Source organism: Variovorax sp. CAN15 (assembly GCF_030462475.1).
Taxonomy (GTDB): domain Bacteria; phylum Pseudomonadota; class Gammaproteobacteria; order Burkholderiales; family Burkholderiaceae_C; genus Variovorax.
The window spans coordinates 1-17,325 of record NZ_JASMRZ010000052.1; the positions used below are offsets into that span (position 1 = coordinate 1).

Here is a 17,325-nt window from a genome sequence, read left to right on the forward strand (position 1 = left end):
GATCACCGCCTCCAGTCGTGCGGCCGCAGACCATGCCCGCCCTCGGGCGGGCATGGTCTGCTGTTCATCGCGCCAGCGCTCCAGCGTCTCGACGCCAATACCAGTCTCGTCGGCCACCACTTCCAGCGGCGCGCACTCCGGTGCGAGCAGCCTTGCGACAGCCTTCCTCTTGAAGCCTTGGGAATATCTCGCCACTTCGAATCCTTTCTTTGGGTTCTAAGGAGGCGACAACTATTCTGACGTGGCGGGCTTCCCCCAGAGGGGGAAGGAGACAGGCCGCTCAGCGCGGAGCGTCGCCCTTGCGGTACTCGGCGGTCAGCTCGTCCAGCTTCTGCTTGAGCGCCGGGTCGAGCTTGTATTCCGCCGCCGCGATGGTCGCGTCGAGCTGGTCGGGGCGGCTCGCGCCGAGCAGCGGCGCGGTGATGAGCGGGTTCGCCATCACCCAGGCCACGGCCAGCGTGGCCAGCGGCACGCCGGCTTCGTCGGCGAGCTTGTGCAGCTGCGTCACGGTGTTGAAGCTGCGTTCGTTCCAGTAGCGGTCCTGGTACATGCCGCCAGCCGTGCCGAGCGTGAAGCGGGTGTTCTCCTCGGGCTTGCCGCCGGGCTTGTACTTGCCGGTGAGCAGGCCGCCGGCCAGCGGGTTGTAGGGGATCACGCCCAGGCCCTCTTCGCTCGCCAGCGGCAGCAGCTCGCGCTCGATCTCGCGGAACAGCAGGCTGTAGCGCGGCTGCACCGACACGTAGCGCGTGAGCCTGAGCAGTTCGGCCTTGCCCAGCGCGCGGGCCAGGCGATAAGCCAGGAAGTTCGACACGCCGATGTAGCGCGCGCGGCCCGACTTCACGATGGTGTCGAGCGCCTCCAGGCTCTCTTCGAGCGGCGTCTCGCGGTCGTCCATGTGCAGCTGGTACAGGTCGACGTGGTCGGTCTTCAGCCGCTTGAGCGAGGCATCGATGGCGTCGAGCAGGTGCTTGCGCGAGGCGCCCTGGTCCCAGCTGTTGGGGCCGACCTTGTTGACAGCCTTGGTGGCCACGACGAAGCGGCGGCGGCCGGCGGGGCCCTGCTTTTCCAGCCAGTTGCCGATGATTTCCTCGGTGCGGCCGGCCGTCTCGATGGTGCCGCCGAGCGGGTAGACATCGGCGGTGTCGAGGAAGTTGATGCCGCCTTCGGCCGCCTTGTCGAGGATCTGGTGCGACACGGCCTCGTCGGTCTGCAGGCCGAAGGTCATGGTGCCGAGGGCAAGGCGGGAGACGGTGAGGCCGGTGCGGCCGAGGCGGGTGGAGGGAATGCTCATGGTGTTCGTTCGGTTCTCGCTCGGGAGGGAAGGAGATGAGATGGAAAAGAGGGAGCGGCGGCCATCATAGGCACGGCCGCGCGACCCTGCAGGCGGCGGGCGTTTCAGACGCGCCCGGCGTCCACGCCGGGCGCGATGGGCTCGACAGGGAAGCGGGTCGTGGTGCCGACCGGCGAGTCGACCGCCTTTTCGTCTTCTACCTAACGGAGATCGACCGTGCAGCCGCGCGCATAGCCGCGCCTGTCGGCGGCCATGAAGCGATACCAGCAGGGATGCCCTGGCCGCGGTGCCGTCAGCCGTTGCGTTCGCCGGCCAGCGCGTTGGTGACGGCCGGCCGGCTCGCCGCGGCGCGTGCGCTCGCCAGCGCCCAGCCGAAGATGCCCAGCCCCGCCAGCGCCAGCAGCGCGCCGACCCAGCCGGTCGACGTCCAGCCCAGGCCCGACGCGATCGCCACGCCGCCGAGCCACGCGCCCAGCGCGTTCGCCATGTTGAAGGCCGAATGGTTGAGCGCTGCGGCGAGCGTCTGCGCGTCGCCGGCCACGTCCATCAGTCGGATCTGCAGCGCCGGGCCGATGGCCACGGTGGTCCCGATGAGGAACACGTTGACCGCGGCAGCCACCATGTTGTGTGCCGTGAAGGTGAACACCGCGAGCACCAGCGCGGCGTAGACCATCACGCCACCGATGGTGCGCAACAGCGACTTGTCGGCCAGCCGCGAGCCCACGAGGTTGCCCACCACCATGCCGAGGCCGAAGAGCGCGAGCACGATGGGCACGCCGCCGACCGGCATGCCGGCCACCTCGATCAGCGTGGGCTTGATGTAGCTGAACACCGAGAACATGCCGCCGAAGCCGATGGCGGCGATGCCCAGCGTGAACCACACCTGCTTGCGCCTGAGTGCGCCAAGCTCGCGCCAGGGGCTGGCGCCGGCGGCGGGCGCCATGTCGGGAATGTCGCGGCGAAGCAGCGCGATGGCCACCAGCGCGATGAGGCCCACGAACACGAAGGCCGCGCGCCAGCCGAAGAACTGGCCCAGCCATGCCGCGATGGGCACGCCCACCAACGTGGCACCGGTGAGCCCCAGCATCACGAGCCCCACGGCCCGCGCGCGGCGCCCCGGCGGAGCGAGCGTGGCGGCCACCAGCGCGGCCACGCCGAAGTAGGTGCCGTGCGGCAGTCCGGCGGCGAAGCGCAGCAGGTTCAGCAGCAGGTAGTTGGGCGCGGCGGCGCTGGCGAAGTTGCCGGCAGCGAACACGGCCATGAGCGCGATCAGCAGCGCGCGTCGGCGCCAGCCGGCGGCCAGCACCGCGAGCACCGGCGCGCCGATCACCACGCCGAGCGCATAGGCGCTGATGACGTGGCCGGCCTGGGGGATGCTCACGCCGATGTCCTTCGCCACCTCGGGCAGCAGGCCCATGATGACGAACTCGCCGGTGCCGATGGCGAAGCCGCCGACGCCGAGCGCGAGCACCGCGCGCAGGAAGTTGGCGGGCTTGCCCGAAGGCAGGGAAAAGGAAGAAATGTCGGTGACCGCGCTGTCCAGCGCGGGTGGGGAGGCGTTCAAGGCCAGGCTCCTGGGAGGGGTGCCCGGCGGCCGCGGGCAAGGCGCGATTTTAGGGTAAACCCTGAAATCGCGCCGATACGCAATTGCCGAAGGCCTTGTACTGGCAGGGCCGCGAGGGCCTGGCCAGTGGACTCAGATCGCCACCAGCTGCCGCACGCCCTGCGCTTCCATGTCCTTGCCGAGGCCGCGCGCGATGATCTCGCCGCGCTCCATCACGAGGTAGTCGTCGGCCAGCTCCTGCGCGAAGTCGTAGTACTGCTCGCACAGCACGATGGCCATGTCGCCCCGGTCGGCCAGCATGCGGATGACGCGGCCGATGTCCTTGATGATGCTCGGCTGGATGCCCTCGGTGGGTTCGTCGAGGATCAGCAGGCGCGGCTTGGGCGCCAGCGCCCGGGCGATGGCCAACTGCTGCTGCTGGCCGCCGGAGAGGTCCCCACCCCTTCTGTTGATCATCTGCTTGAGCACGGGGAACAGCTCGTACAGCTCCGCCGGAATGGGCGTGCCGCCGCTCTTGTAAGCCAGGCCCATGCGCAGGTTCTCCTCGACCGTCAGCCGCGCGAAGATCTCGCGGCCCTGCGGCACGAAGCCGATGCCGGCCCTGGCTCGCTCATAGGGCGTGGCCTTGTGGATCGGCCTGCCTTCGAGTTCGATGCTGCCGCTCTTGATGGGCACCAGGCCCATGAGCGACTTCAGCAGCGTGGTCTTGCCCACGCCGTTGCGGCCCAGCAGCACGGTGACCTTGCCGAGCTTCGCCTCGAAGCTCACGTCCCGCAGGATGTGGGAGCCGCCGTAGTACTGGTGGATGTTCTTGACTGTCAGCATGGGTTCGGTTCCTCAGCGGCCCAGATAGACCTCGATCACCCGCTCGTCGGCCTGCACCTCGTCCAGCGTGCCCTGCGCGAGCACGGAACCGTCGCACAGCACGGTGACGATCTCGGAGATGGTGCGGATGAAGCTCATGTCGTGCTCCACCACCATCAGCGAGTGCTTGCCCTTGAGCGACAGGAAGAGCTCGGCGGTGCGCGCGGTTTCCTCGTCGGTCATGCCGGCCACGGGCTCGTCGAGCAGCAGCAGCTTCGGGTCCTGCATCAGCAGCATGCCGATTTCGAGCCACTGCTTCTGGCCGTGGCTCAGGTTGCCCGCGAGGCGCGAGACGCTGTCGGCGAGGTGGATGGTCTGAAGCACCTCGGCCAGGCGGTCGCTCTGTGCCGAGTCGAGCCTGAAGAGCATCGAGGCGCGCACGCCCTTGTCGGTCTTCAGCGCGAGCTCCAGGTTCTCGAACACCGTCAGGTGCTCGAACACCGTCGGCTTCTGGAACTTGCGGCCGATGCCGAGCTGCGCGATTTCCGCTTCGCGGTGGCGCAGCAGGTCGATGGTGCTGCCGAAGAACACGGTGCCCGAATCGGGCCGGGTCTTGCCGGTGATGATGTCCATCATCGTCGTCTTGCCCGCTCCGTTGGGGCCGATGATGCAGCGCAGTTCGCCCGGCGCGATGTCGAGCGAGAGCTTGTTGATGGCCTTGAAGCCGTCGAAGCTCACGCTGACGTCTTCGAGGTAGAGGATGCGGCCGTGCGTGACGTCGACTTCGCCCGGCGTGACGTGGCGGCCGAAGTCGGCGGCACGGCCGCCCGATTCGGTGCTGCCGCTCACGTAGTGGATGCCGCTGGCGCGTGCGGCGCGCTCGGCGCCTGCTTCCATCAGGTCGGGCGTCATGCGCGTGCTCCCTTCGCGTCCACGGGCAGCGAGGCCAGCGCATCGGGCTCGACGCCCTGCTCCGCCGCGACGGCGCGGCGTGCCTCTTGCACAGGCTCGGGCTGCGGCTTCTGTTCTGTTTTCTTCTCCCTCGACACCCACTTGCGCACCAACCCCACGATGCCGTTCGGAAGGAACAGCGTGACAGCAATGAACAAGGCGCCCAGGAAGTACAGCCAGTACTCCGGATAGGCCACCGTCAGCCAGCTCTTCGCGCCGTTGACGATGAAGGCGCCGATGATCGGCCCGATCAGCGTGGCGCGCCCGCCCACCGCCGCCCAGATGGCGATCTCGATGGAGTTGGCCGCGCTCATCTCGCCCGGGTTGATGATGCCGACCTGCGGCACGTACAGCGCGCCGGCCACGCCGCACATGATGGCGGAGATGACCCAGATCGTGAGCTTGTACGGCAGCGGGTTGTAGCCCGAGAACATCACGCGCGTCTCCGCGTCGCGAATGGCCTGCAGCACGCGGCCGAACTTGCTGCCGATGAGCCACTTGGCAAAGAGGAAGAAGCCCAGCAGCGTGGCGCCGGTGAGCGCGAACAGCGTCATGCGCATTTCCTGCGTGGCGATCGGGATGCCCAGGATGCGCTTGAAGTCGGTAAAGCCGTTGTTGCCGCCGAAGCCGGTCTCATTGCGGAAGAACAGCAGCATGGCCGCGAAGGTCATGGCCTGCGTGATGATCGAGAAGTACACGCCCTTGATGCGCGAACGGAAGGCGAAGAAGCCGAACACGAAGGCGATGAGGCCCGGCACCGCGACGATGAGAATCAGCGTGGCGATGAAGCTGTCGCTGAAGGTCCAGTGCCAGGGCAGCGTCTTCCAGTCGAGGAACACCATGAAGTCGGGCAGGTCGCTCTTGTAGTTGCCATCGCGGCCGATCTGGCGCATGAGGTACATGCCCATCATGTAGCCGCCCAGCGCGAAGAAGAGGCCGTGGCCCAGCGAGAGAATGCCGGTGTAGCCCCAGATCAGGTCCATGGCCAGCGCGCAGATGGCGTAGCACATGATCTTGCCGACCAGCGCCACCGCGTAGTCGCTCATGTGCAGCGGGCTGTCCACCGGCACCCACATGTTGAGAACGGGCGCCACCGCGCACACCACGATGAGTGCGACGAAGAAGGCCGTCCAGCCCTTGCCGCTCAGCAGCGGCCCCTTGGTTGGCAACGTGACCTTGCTCATGCCTCAGCGCTCCGGCCTTTCATTGCGAAGATGCCCTGGGGCCGCTTCTGGATGAAGATGATGATGAAGACAAGCACCGCGATCTTCGCGAGCACCGCGCCCGCCCAGCCTTCGATGAACTTGTTGAGAATGCCCAGCCCCAGCGCCGCATACACGGTGCCCGCGAGCTGGCCGACACCGCCCATCACGACCACCATGAAGCTGTCGACGATGTAGCTCTGGCCCAGGTCGGGACCGACGTTGCCGATCTGGCTCAGCGCGCAGCCTGCAAGGCCGGCGATGCCGGAGCCGAGCGCGAAGGCGTAGGTGTCGATGCGCGCGGTGTTCACGCCCATGCACGAGGCGATCGGACGGTTCTGCGTGACGCCGCGCACGAACAGGCCCAGGCGCGTCTTGCCGATGAGCCAGCCCATCGCCAGCAGCACCAGGGCCGCGAAGATGATGATGCAGATGCGGTTCCACGGCAGCGTGACGTTGCTCAGCATGGTGAAGCCGCCGCTCATCCAGCCGGGGTTTTCCACGCCGACGTTCTGCGCGCCGAAGATGGAGCGCACCAGCTGCTGCAGCATCAGGCTGATGCCCCAGGTGGCCAGCAGCGTCTCGAGCGGGCGGCCGTAGAGGAAGCGGATCACGCCTCGCTCCAGCACCGCGCCGACGAGCGCCGACGCGAGGAAGGACACGGGAATGGCGGCCACCAGATACCAGCCGAACGCTGCCTCCGGCATGTACTTCTGGAAGATGCCCTGCATCACGTAGGTGGCGTAGGCGCCGATCATCATCAGCTCGCCGTGCGCCATGTTGATGACGCCCATCAGCCCGTAGGTGATGGCCAGGCCCAGCGCGGCGAGCAGCAGCACCGAACCCAGGCTGATGCCGCTGAACACGGCGTTGATGCGGTCGCCCCAGACCAGCGCGCCGTCGATGCTGGCGATGGAGGCGACGATGGCGGCCTTGACGTCGGCCTCGGTTTCGTCGGCCAGTCGCTGGTTGAGCAGCAGCTTGGTGTCGGGGTTGCGGTTGCTGCCCAGCTCCTTGGCGGCGGCGAGGCGCTTGGCCTTGTCGGCGCTGCCGAGCATGCTGGCGGCGCGCACCAGCTCGAGCTGCGCCTTGATCTTCGGGTTGGTCTCGGCGGCCAGCGCCTTCTCGACCATGGGCACGCGCGATTCGTCGGGCTCCTTGAAGAGCGCCTGCGCGGCTTCTGCGCGCACCGCGTCGTCCTTGCTGGTGAGCTTGAGCGCGGCCTGCGCGGCATCGAGCGCGCCGCGCATGAGGTTGTTGTTGACGACGTCCTCGGCGGTGTCGGGCACCTTCAGCTCGGCGCCGGTGACAGGGTCGTAGCCCTTGTCGTCCTTCATCACGAAGACCTTGTCCTCGGTGTACTTGACCGCGTCGTCGGACATGGCCTGGATGAAGGCTGCCGTCTTGTCGTCTGCCGTGAGCACGGCCTTGTTGAGCGCGGCGATGCGGGCTTCGGATTCGCCTGAGGCGATGGCCCGGGCTTCGTCGGCGGTCAGCGCGTGGGCGGCCGATGCCATGAGCAGCATGGCGGCGAGTGCGCAGTGAAGGGTTCGTCGAAGCATCATGAGTTACGTGTTGCCCCCTCTCCCCTGGGGGAGAGGGCTGGGGTGAGGGCCGGCGGCCTTCCAACAGACACGGCGGCCAGATCGACCGCCGTTGCCCTCACCCCCGCCCTCTCCCCGAGGGGAGAGGGAGCAAGGCAAGGGACTTGCCGAAGACTTACATCGACTTGCCGGCGGGGTAGTCAGGCTTCTTGTCGTTGCCTTCGATGTACGGGCTCCAAGGCTTGGCCTTGACCGGACCCGGCGTCTTCCACACCACGTTGAACTGGCCGTCGGCCTTGATCTCGCCGATGAACACGCTCTTGTGCAGGTGGTGGTTCTTCTCGTCCATCTTCGACACGATGCCCGAGGGCGCGGTGAAGGTCTGGCCGGCCATGGCGGCGATCACCTTGTCGGTGTCGGTCGACTTGGCCTTCTCGACCGCCTGCTTCCACATGTGGATGCCGATCCAGGTGGCTTCCATCGGGTCGTTGGTCAGCGGCTTGTCCATGTGGCCGGGGATCTTCTTGGCCTTGGCGTATTCGCTCCACTCCTTGATGAACGCCGTGTTGGTCGGGTTCTTCAGGCTCATGAAGTAGTTCCAGGCGGCCAGGTGGCCGACCAGCGGCTTGGTGTCGACGCCGCGCAGTTCTTCCTCACCCACCGAGAAGGCAACCACCGGCACGTCCTTGGCCTTCAGGCCGGCGTTGCCCAGTTCCTTGTAGAAGGGCACGTTGGAGTCGCCGTTGATGGTCGAGACCACCGCCGTCTTGCCGCCGGCCGAGAACTTCTTGATGTCGGCGACGATGGTCTGGTAGTCGCTGTGGCCGAACGGGGTGTACTTCTCGTCGATGTCCGATTCCTTCACGCCCTTGCTCTTGAGGTAGGCGCGCAGGATCTTGTTGGTGGTGCGGGGGTACACGTAGTCGGTGCCCAGCAGCACCCAGCGCTTGGCGCCGCCGCCTTCCTTGCTCATCAGGTAGTCGACGGCCGGAATGGCTTGCTGGTTGGGCGCGGCGCCCGTGTAGAACACGTTCTTCGAGAGTTCTTCACCTTCGTACTGCACGGGGTAGAACAGCAGGCCGTTCATTTCCTCGACCACCGGCAGCACCGACTTGCGCGACACCGAGGTCCAGCAGCCGAAGATCACCGAGACCTTGTCCTGGCCGAGCAGCTGCTTGGTCTTCTCGGCGAACAGGGGCCAGTTGGAGGCCGGGTCGACCACCACGGGCTCGAGCTGCTTGCCCAGCACGCCGCCCTTCTTGTTGATGTCGTCGATTGCCATCAGCACCGTGTCCTTCAATACGGTCTCCGAGATGGCCATCGTGCCCGACAGCGAGTGCAGCACGCCGACCTTGATGGTGTCGGCGGCGAATGCGGGCGCAGCAGAAATGCTGGCCAGCGCGACGGCGGCGGTGAGCGCCTTGAGTGTGAAACGACGTTGCATGTGGACTCCTGCTCCGGGGTTGGTTGAACCTTTTCGACAGCCTTGGCTGGCGTGGGAGGGAGTCTGCGGAATGCACCACAAAGGGGAAATACGCCGGGTGGCGTACACGGACGTACTCAGGCCGGCGGCGCAGGGTACTTGCGGGCGTTGACGAGCATCTTGCTGCGCGCCGCCTCGACCACGTCGATGCCGAGCTTGTCGGCGAGCTGCAGCAGGTAGAGGAAGACGTCGGCGATCTCGGTGCCGATCTCGGCGCGCTTGTCGGCCGGCAGGTTGCGGCTCTGGGCTTCGGTGAGCCACTGGAAATGTTCGAGCAGTTCGGCGGCCTCGACGGAAAGTGCGGAGGCGAGGTTCTTGGGGGAATGGAACTGCTCCCAGTCGCGGGCCTGGGCGAAGTCGCGAAGGGCCTGGGTCAGTTGCTGCAGGTCGGTGGCCATGTCTGTCCTGTCTTGCGGACAGGAGAGTTTGGCATGGCCACGCAGCGCTTCGCGCTTCGGTTTCAGGCCTGCCGGCTGCCACGCCGGTGCAAGACAGCCACCAGCAGCGCAGACACCGTCAGATACAGCAGCGCCACCCCGAAGGCAGTTGCATACGCCCCCGCATCCGGCGCATGGCCGAGCCGCCCGTAGAAAAGAATGCCGATCAGCGCCACGCCCAGCGCGTTGCTCGCCTGCTGCACCATCGAGATCACGCCCGAGGCCACGCCCGCATGCTGCGGCGGCAGGCCGGCCAGCACGGTGGAGACCAGCGGCGCCATCACCATGCCGAGCCCCGCGCCCTGCACCAGCAGCAACGGCACCATCCAAGCCACGACGTGCGAGTGTCCGGGCCATCCGGCCACGTTGACGAACTGCAGCGCATGCCCTGCAGCGAGCACAAGGGCACCGAGCGCGATGGGCGGCTTGCCGCCGAAACGGCGTGCCAGGCGCGCACCCGCCATCGACGTCGCGAAGAATCCGGCCGCCAGCGACGTGAAGACKATGCCCGAGCTGAGCGGATCGAGTGCGAGGCCCTGCTGGAGGTACAGCGCCAGCACGAAGTACAGCGAAGCATTGCCCACGTAGAAGGCCAGTGTCGTGAGCAGGCCCATGCCGAAGCGGGCATTGGCGAGCAGCACCGGAGCCACGAGCGGCGTGCCGCCGCGCGCGGCGAGCCGGCGCTGCTGGTACGCAAAGGCCGCGAGCAGCGGCAACGCCGCCGCGAGGCACAGCCAGCTCCACAGCGGCCAGCCCTGTTCGCGGCCTTCCACCAGCGGCAGCACCACTGCCGCCGAGCCCGCGGCCACCAGCAGCATGCCAACGAGGTCGAGCCGGCTGTTCCCGTTGTTCGCCAGCGGCGGAATGACGCGCGGTGCGAGCATCAGCGCCAGCAGGCCGATCGGCACGTTGATGAGAAAGCAGCTGCGCCAGCCGAGTCCCGCCAGGTCGGCATGGATGAGCAGGCCGCCGACCAGCTGCCCGAGCGTGGCACCCAGCCCCAGCGTGAGCCCATAGGCCGCGAAGGCGCGCGCCCGGTCTTCCCCGGTGTAGGCCAGGCCGATCATCGCCAGCACCTGCGGCTGCAGCAGCGCGCCGGCCAGTCCCTGCAGCACGCGTGCCGTCACCAGCAGTTCGGCGTTCGGCGCCAGGCCGCAGGCGGCCGAAGCGAGCGTGAACAGCAGCAGGCCCAGCATGAACATGCGGCGGCGCCCGAACAGGTCGCCGAGCCGGCCGCCGGTGATCAGGCCCGCGGCGGTAGCGAGGCCGTAGCCGGCCACCACCAGCTGCAGGGTGCCCGCGCTCGCCTGCAGTTCGCGCTGCATCGAGGGCAGCGCGACGTTGACGATGAAGAAGTCCAGCACCACCAGGAAGGTGCCGCTGAGCATGACCCACAGGCCAAGCCGGCCGGGCCTTGTCGCATCCGGGCTCTGGCTGCCGGAGGAAGAGATCGATGCTGCCGAAGCAATGTTTGACTGCGTCATGGTGGATTCGAGTGTTGGAAGGAAACGGCATGGAGGCAATGACCTCGGAGGTCATCGGCCGGGCTCAGGCGGTGGGCGTCGGCAGGATGAACTGGTAGTCCGTGGCGATGCGGCCGTCTTCGGCGAGCACCAGGAACTCCAGCCCGAGCGCGGCCACCGGACCGCCCGCAGCCGGGACCATGTGCCAATGGAACATCACCGCGTCGTGCAGGAACTGGACGTCTCCCGCGCGGACGAAGCGAAAGCCGGCGTCGCGCACGTTCTTCTCATGCGAGCCGGTGACGCGCTGCTGCAACGCCTCGTGGCCCCTGGCCTGCAGCGTGCGCACGTAGTGCTCGCCGTCGGGCACCCAGAGGCTGGCGATGGCGGCGCGGCGCGCGTCGGCATCGGGTTCATTCCAGAGCGCGACGTAGCGGTCGGCGAGTTGGGTGGAATCGGTGAAATCGGTCCTGGTGTTCATGGCCTGCTCCTGCTGCCCATTGCAATTTGGAAAGAGTGAGGCCGCAGTTTCTGTCGCCACTGATGGACAGTGAATGCCCAGGAAGACGAAAATCTTGTCCATTCGTCCACCACTCCAGGAGCCTTCGATGGACCCGCTCGACGACATCTTTGCCGCCATGAGGGTGCGCAGCGCCCTGTACGCCCGCCTCGAGGCCGGCGCGCCCTGGGGGGTGAGCCTGGCCGGCGGCGAGAGCGCACGCTTCGGGCTCGTGGTGCGCGGCGGCTGCCTGCTGGAGATCGAGGGCATGGCGCAGCCGGTGGCGCTGGCGGCGGGCGACTGCTATGTGCTGGCGCATGGCACGCCTTACATCCTGCGCGACCATCCGGACACGCCGACCGTGAGTTGCGCCTCCGTCGTGCGCGACCGTATCGGCGGGCTGGTGGAGCTCGGTGGCCCGGGCACGGCGGCCTCGGTGATCTGCGGCTGGTTCCACTTCGACCAGCGCGCCGCACGGCCGCTGCTCGATCTGCTGCCGGTGCTGCTTCACGTGAAGATGGAGCAGGCCCGCGCCCTTGCGCTGCAAGGCACGCTCCAACTGCTGGCCATGGAAACCGGCGAGCCGGGCCTGGGGTCCGGCCTGCTCGTGAGCCGGCTGGCCGACATCGTGTTCGTTCAGGCGGTGCGCGCGCACGTCGCGGCCAACGCCGAATCGCAGACGGGCTGGCTGGCCGCGCTGGCCGATGCGCGCATCGGCCCCGCACTGCGCGCGATGCACAAGGAGATCGCCCACGACTGGACGGTAGAGGCTCTTGCCGCCGTCGCGAACCTCTCGCGCTCGGCCTTCGCGCAGCGTTTTCGCGAGCGGGTGGGACAGGCGCCGCTGGAGTACCTCACGCAATGGCGCATGTTCAAGGCCGGAAACATGCTGGGGCAAGGCAACGCCGCTCTGGGAACGATCGCCGCGGCGGTGGGCTACGAGTCGGAGGCGGCGTTCAGCAAGGCCTTCAAGCGCAGCAAGGGGATGGCGCCCAGTGCGTGGCGGGCCGCAGCGCGCGAAGGAGCCGTCGCCGCATAGCCGCCCCTTCCACTAGACCTTCTTCGGGCCTCCAGCGGCCTTGAACTGCGCGGCGGCAAAAGCCCAGGTCATGCGCGTGGCATCGGGCCCCTCGGGGTCGCTGAACAGCAGCTTCGGCGCTCCGCCGCTCCACGAATGGCCGAGCCCCGCGATCTCGCACAGCGCGACGAGCGTACGGCCCTTGCGCTTGAAGTCGGTCACGCGCATCGCACGGCGCCTGCCGCGCCGCACCTCGCGCGGCAACCCCGGCCGCGCGCCCACGGCGGTCGCCCACACCGCGGCGCTGCTGACGGCATTGCTCGGCGCGACCACCGCGTCTGCATCGCCGTGCAGCACCAGCATCGGCGGCAAGGTGCTGAAGACTGCCGCGGCGCCCATCGCCTTGCCGACGGCCGTGGTCGGCATCGGCGGCACGTGCTCGCCGCGCATCGCGCCCAGCGCCGTGGCTGGCGACTTGGCCGCACCGGGCGCCACGCCCGAGTGCATGACGACGGCGCGGAAGCGGTTCGGATAGCGCGTCGCGAGCAAGGCCGCCATGCTCGCACCGGCGGAAAGGCCGGCCAGCGYCACCCGATCGCGGTCGACGGGATAGAGCAGGCAGGCCTGGTCGATGGCGGCCATCAGCGTGGCGGCCTCGGCATCGGCCTTGCCCGAGCGGCGCTCGTACCAGTTCCAGCAGCCCTGCGGATGGGCGATCCGGTCCTGCTCGGGATAAAGCACCAGGAAGCGCTGCCGCACGGCCAGCGCGTTCATGCGGGTGCTCGCGGCGAAGTCGCGCCCGGTCTGGCCGCAGCCATGCAGCATCACCATGAGCGGCAGGCGCTCGCCCGGTTGCAGTTCCAGCCCGGCAGGCCGAAAAAGGTGGTAGCCGCGCGCACCGCCAGGGCCCATCGCGACCCCGGCGAGCCAGTCGCCCTTGCCCGGAGGCGGCTTCAGCCGCTTCGCGGTCGCGCGCTGCACCTGCCCCGCCACGCGCTTGCCGTTGCTCAGCGTGAGCCGCGTCAGCGCCTTGAGGTTTCGCTCATAAGCACGTGCAAAAACGGAAGCGGTGGAACGACGGGCCATGGCGCAGTGTGAAGGCAAAGCGCCCACCCTCCAAGAACGCCACCACGGCCCCTTCCAGAAACACCGCGGATCCGGCTCCGCCGGTCCGCGGGTGTTGCCCCCTGCAAGGGGGGAGGAGAAGCGACACGAAGTGCGCGAAGCCTGGGGGTTAGTAAATCTCGGGAACGATCATGTTCGCCGGCACGGGCTGGCGCAGGTAGTCGGCATGGCGCACGCGCTCGGGCAGGTCGACCGGCGGATGCGGTACTTCCTGGTAGGGCAGCTGGCTCAGCAGGTGGCTGATGCAGTTCAGGCGCGCCTTCTTCTTGTCCACTGCCTGCACCACCCACCACGGAGCCTCGGGGATGTGGGTGCGCTCCAGCATGATTTCCTTCGCCTTGGTGTATTCCTCCCAGCGGCGGCGGCTTTCGAGGTCCATGGGGCTGAGCTTCCACTGCTTGAGCGGGTCGTGGATGCGGCCGAGAAAGCGCATGTGCTGCTCGTCGTCGGTGATGGAGAACCAGTACTTGATGAGCTTGATGCCCGAGCGCCCGAGCATCTTCTCGAACTCGGGCACGGTGCGGAAGAACTCCTCGTACTCGTCGTCGGAGCAGAAGCCCATGACGCGCTCGACGCCGGCGCGGTTGTACCAGCTGCGGTCGAACAGCACCATCTCGCCGGCCGCCGGCAGGTGCGCCACGTAGCGCTGGAAGTACCACTGGGTGCGTTCGCGGTCGTTGGGCGCCGGCAACGCGGCAACGCGGGCCACGCGCGGGTTCAGGCGCTGGGTGATGCGCTTGATGACGCCGCCCTTGCCCGCCGCGTCGCGGCCTTCGAACAGGATGACGACTTTCTGCTTGCTGTGCTGCACCCAGTCCTGCAGCTTGACCAGTTCGCCCTGCAGGCGGAACAGCTCCTTGAAGTAGGCCTGACGGGCCGCCTTGTCGGTGGAAGCAATCGCGGCTCCCGAGGCGGGATCGAGGCCGTCGATGTTGCGGTCCTCGATTTCCAGCTCGAGCTCTTCGTCGTAGCTGTCGATCAGGTCGCGGGCGATGCGTTGCATCAGGTCTTCGTGGTCGGGAAGTGCGCTCGTCAGCATGGTGGGCAGCAGAAGAAAGATTGGGAAAGAGGACGAAAAAGCATGCTGCTCGCCCCATATGACGACTACGTGACGGTTTTGACGCCATTGACATGTAGTCGTCACAAACGGCGAACACCATCTGGAGCCATTCCAACACCCAAGAATCCCCCATGAACACGCTCGCAGCCCCGCAAGCCGAGGTGCCGTCCGCGCCTCCCACGCAACGGCCCAGGCTCGACGCCAAGCCCGGTCCGCTCACGCTGATCACCTTCGTGGGCTTGCTGGCCGCCGGCCTGCTCTTCACGGCCTGGAGCCTGGTCGGCGACGTCACTTCCTCCGGAGCCCCCGTCACCACCTGGGTGCCCTACATACTTCTTGGTGTTGCGCTGCTGATCGCGCTGGGCTTCGAGTTCGTCAACGGTTTCCACGACACCGCCAACGCGGTCGCGACCGTCATCTACACCCACTCGCTGCCGCCCAACTTCGCGGTGGTGTGGTCGGGCTTCTTCAATTTCCTGGGCGTGATGGTGTCCAGCGGCGCGGTGGCCTTCGGCATCATCGCGCTGCTGCCGGTGGAACTCATCCTGCAGGTGGGCTCCGGCGCCGGCTTCGCGATGGTGTTCGCGCTGCTGATCGCCGCCATCATCTGGAACCTTGGCACCTGGTGGCTGGGCCTGCCGGCCTCGTCGTCGCACACGCTGATCGGCTCGATCATCGGCGTGGGCGTGGCCAACGCGCTGATGCACGGGCGCGACGGCACCAGCGGCGTCGACTGGGCGCAGGCCACCAAGGTGGGCTACTCGCTGCTGCTGTCGCCGATGGTCGGCTTCGGCTGCGCCGCCCTGCTGCTGCTGGCGCTGCGCGCCTTCGTGAAGAACCGCGCTCTATATGAAGAGCCCAAGGGCAGCGAGCCGCCGCCGTGGTGGATCCGCGGCCTGCTGATCCTCACCTGCACGGGCGTGTCGTTCGCGCACGGCTCCAACGACGGCCAGAAGGGCATGGGGCTGATCATGCTGATCCTGGTGGGTACGGTGCCGATGGCCTACGCGCTGAACCGCGCGATGCCCGCCGACGAAAACGTCAAGTTCGTGGCCGTGGCCGAGATGGCGCAGAACGCGCTGAACCGCGGCGTGCCGACCTCGCTGCCCGCGATGCAGCCGGCCGCCGCGCGCGACACACTGTCCACCTACGTGCGTACCCGCGAGTTCACCCCCGCAGTGGTGCCCGCCCTGGCCGCGACGGCCGGCAGCATCGGCACGCAGGTGCGCCAACACGGCTCGCTGGCCGGCGTTCCGGCGGAGGCCGTCGCCAACGTGCGCAACGACATGTACCTGGCCTCCGAGGCCATCCGCCACCTCGACAAGAGCGGCGCGGCGAAGTTCGACGAAGAGACGAAGCTGCGCGTGAACACCTTCCGCCAGGAACTCGACAGCGCCACGCGCTTCATCCCGCTGTGGGTCAAGGTGGCCGTGGCCATCGCGCTGGGCCTCGGCACGATGATCGGCTGGAAGCGCATCGTGGTCACGGTGGGCGAGAAGATCGGCAAGACGCACCTGAGCTACGCGCAGGGCGCCTCGGCCGAGGTGGTGGCGATGGTCACCATCGGCGCGGCCGACATGTACGGGCTGCCGGTGTCGACCACGCACGTGCTGTCTTCCGGCGTTGCCGGAACCATGACGGCCAGCGGCTCGGGCCTGCAGCTGTCGACGCTGCGCAACCTCGCGCTGGCCTGGGTGCTGACGCTGCCGGTGGCGATGCTGCTTTCGGGCTCGCTCTACTGGCTGTTCACCCGCATCTTCTGAACTCGCACACCTACCATCATCTTGTCGGCATTCCATGATCTCGCAGCCCAGTCGTATGGGGGCGACGAAGCCGGGCTGATCTGCGGCTACCTCTTCGACACCCGCGCGGCAGAGCCCGCGCGGGCCATCGACTCGGCGCAGGCCGCAGCCTGGCTGGCCGAGCAGCGCGACCTCGAAACCAATGAAGCCCAGGCGGGCCGCCAAGGCGAGGACGGACAGGAAAACCCGCCCTACGTCTGGCTGCACTTCAACCTGAGCCATGCGCACGCCGAACGCTGGCTGCTGCGGCACGCGAACCTCTCCGACACCTTCTACGAGACGCTGCACGAGGGCCTGCCCTCCACGCGCATCGAGCGCGACGACGACTCGCTGATCGCGGTCATCAACGACGTGCACTTCGAGTTCAGCTTCGAGCCCTCGGACATCTCCACGCTGTGGATCAGCGTGGGCCCGCGCCTCGTGGTCACGGCGCGGACCAAGCCGCTGCGCTCGGTCGATGCGCTGCGCACGGCGGTGAAGGCGGGCGACGCGCCACGCTCCAGCACCGAGCTGCTCGAACACCTGCTGCGCGCGCAGGCCGATGTGCTGGTGAAGATCGTGCGCGGTGTCACCTCGCGCATCGACCGCATCGAAGACGAACTGCTGGCCGGCCGTCTCGACCACAAGCGCGCGCGACTGGGCGTGCTGCGCCGGCTGCTGGTACGGCTGCAGCGGCTGCTGGCGCCCGAGCCGGCGGCGCTGTTCCGGCTGCTGCAGGGGCCTCCAGGCTGGATGTCGGAGCCCGACGCGCAGGCGCTGCGCGGCTCGACCGAGGAGTTCTCTGTGGTGCTGCGCGACATGCAGGCGCTGCAGGAACGCATCAAGCTGCTGCAGGAAGAGATCGCCGCCAACGTCAACGAGGACAACAACCGCAGCCTGTTCGTGCTGACGGTGGTCACGGTGCTGGCGCTGCCGATCAACATCCTGGCCGGCCTGTTCGGCATGAACGTGGGCGGCATCCCGCTGGCGGATCACAAGCACGGCTTCTGGATCGTGGTGGCGATCGTCGCGACCTTCACCGCGGTGGCCGCCTGGGCGGCTTTTCGCAAGCAGCGCTGAGGCGCATGCAGTGGCGCATTAAT

Annotated in this window: 15 protein-coding genes and 1 pseudogene; 3 read left to right on the forward strand and 13 right to left on the reverse strand. The window is 67.7% G+C overall.

What is annotated here, in order from left to right; translation table 11 throughout:
* From QMO14_RS23760 to QMO14_RS23810, 11 genes and pseudogenes are all read right to left on the reverse strand, one after another.
* Nucleotides 1-195: pseudogene (locus QMO14_RS23760) on the reverse strand (IS3 family transposase); the annotation flags it as partial.
* An 85-nt stretch (nt 196-280) separates the two neighbouring features.
* On the reverse strand, nt 281-1,291 hold the full coding sequence (locus QMO14_RS23765; RefSeq protein ID WP_301510178.1) for an aldo/keto reductase: 1,011 nt from the start codon (nt 1,289-1,291) through the stop codon (nt 281-283).
* Between the two features lie 292 nt (nt 1,292-1,583).
* Nucleotides 1,584-2,855 (reverse strand): MFS transporter, encoded by a 1,272-nt coding sequence (locus QMO14_RS23770; protein ID WP_301510179.1) that lies wholly within the window; start codon nt 2,853-2,855, stop codon nt 1,584-1,586.
* Between the two features lie 132 nt (nt 2,856-2,987).
* The gene (gene urtE, locus QMO14_RS23775) at nt 2,988-3,680 is read right to left on the reverse strand and encodes an urea ABC transporter ATP-binding subunit UrtE (RefSeq protein WP_301510180.1); all 693 of its coding nucleotides are present in this window, start codon (nt 3,678-3,680) and stop codon (nt 2,988-2,990) included.
* A 12-nt stretch (nt 3,681-3,692) separates the two neighbouring features.
* The gene (urtD, locus tag QMO14_RS23780; RefSeq protein ID WP_301510181.1) at nt 3,693-4,571 is read right to left on the reverse strand and encodes an urea ABC transporter ATP-binding protein UrtD; all 879 of its coding nucleotides are present in this window, start codon (nt 4,569-4,571) and stop codon (nt 3,693-3,695) included.
* The gene (gene urtC / locus QMO14_RS23785; protein WP_301510182.1) at nt 4,568-5,794 is read right to left on the reverse strand and encodes an urea ABC transporter permease subunit UrtC; all 1,227 of its coding nucleotides are present in this window, start codon (nt 5,792-5,794) and stop codon (nt 4,568-4,570) included. The genes urtD and urtC overlap by 4 nt, the downstream gene beginning before the upstream one ends.
* Nucleotides 5,791-7,338, reverse strand: a complete 1,548-nt coding sequence (gene urtB / locus QMO14_RS23790; RefSeq protein ID WP_301510183.1) for an urea ABC transporter permease subunit UrtB — start codon at nt 7,336-7,338, stop codon at nt 5,791-5,793. The genes urtC and urtB overlap by 4 nt, the downstream gene beginning before the upstream one ends.
* Nucleotides 7,339-7,531: 193 nt before the next feature.
* Nucleotides 7,532-8,800, reverse strand: coding sequence for an urea ABC transporter substrate-binding protein (gene urtA, locus QMO14_RS23795; protein ID WP_301510184.1), 1,269 nt, complete (start codon nt 8,798-8,800; stop codon nt 7,532-7,534).
* 116 nt (nt 8,801-8,916) lie between these two features.
* Nucleotides 8,917-9,237, reverse strand: a complete 321-nt coding sequence (locus QMO14_RS23800) for a nucleotide pyrophosphohydrolase (protein ID WP_301510185.1) — start codon at nt 9,235-9,237, stop codon at nt 8,917-8,919.
* A 62-nt stretch (nt 9,238-9,299) separates the two neighbouring features.
* Entirely contained in the window at nt 9,300-10,760 is a 1,461-nt protein-coding gene (locus QMO14_RS23805; RefSeq protein WP_301510186.1) for an MFS transporter, read from the reverse strand.
* Nucleotides 10,761-10,824: 64 nt separating this feature from the next.
* A complete protein-coding gene (locus QMO14_RS23810; protein ID WP_301510187.1) occupies nt 10,825-11,220 on the reverse strand; it encodes a nuclear transport factor 2 family protein in 396 nt (131 codons plus the stop codon).
* Nucleotides 11,221-11,347: 127 nt separating this feature from the next.
* On the opposite strand from QMO14_RS23810, the gene QMO14_RS23815 reads away from it, so the two are divergent.
* On the forward strand, nt 11,348-12,277 hold the full coding sequence (locus QMO14_RS23815) for an AraC family transcriptional regulator (protein ID WP_301510188.1): 930 nt from the start codon (nt 11,348-11,350) through the stop codon (nt 12,275-12,277).
* 12 nt (nt 12,278-12,289) lie between these two features.
* Here the strand turns inward: QMO14_RS23815 and QMO14_RS23820 are convergent, their stop codons facing one another.
* Nucleotides 12,290-13,342, reverse strand: a complete 1,053-nt coding sequence (locus QMO14_RS23820) for a PHB depolymerase family esterase (RefSeq protein ID WP_301510189.1) — start codon at nt 13,340-13,342, stop codon at nt 12,290-12,292.
* A 148-nt stretch (nt 13,343-13,490) separates the two neighbouring features.
* A complete protein-coding gene (ppk2, locus tag QMO14_RS23825) occupies nt 13,491-14,420 on the reverse strand; it encodes a polyphosphate kinase 2 (RefSeq protein ID WP_301510190.1) in 930 nt (309 codons plus the stop codon).
* Nucleotides 14,421-14,572: 152 nt separating this feature from the next.
* Here ppk2 and QMO14_RS23830 point away from each other — a divergent pair, with 152 nt between their 5' ends.
* Nucleotides 14,573-16,204: an inorganic phosphate transporter gene (locus QMO14_RS23830; RefSeq protein ID WP_301510191.1), complete on the forward strand. Its 1,632-nt coding sequence runs from the start codon at nt 14,573-14,575 to the stop codon at nt 16,202-16,204.
* A 21-nt stretch (nt 16,205-16,225) separates the two neighbouring features.
* Nucleotides 16,226-17,302, forward strand: coding sequence for a transporter (locus QMO14_RS23835; protein WP_301510192.1), 1,077 nt, complete (start codon nt 16,226-16,228; stop codon nt 17,300-17,302).
* Nucleotides 17,303-17,325 lie beyond the last annotated feature (23 nt).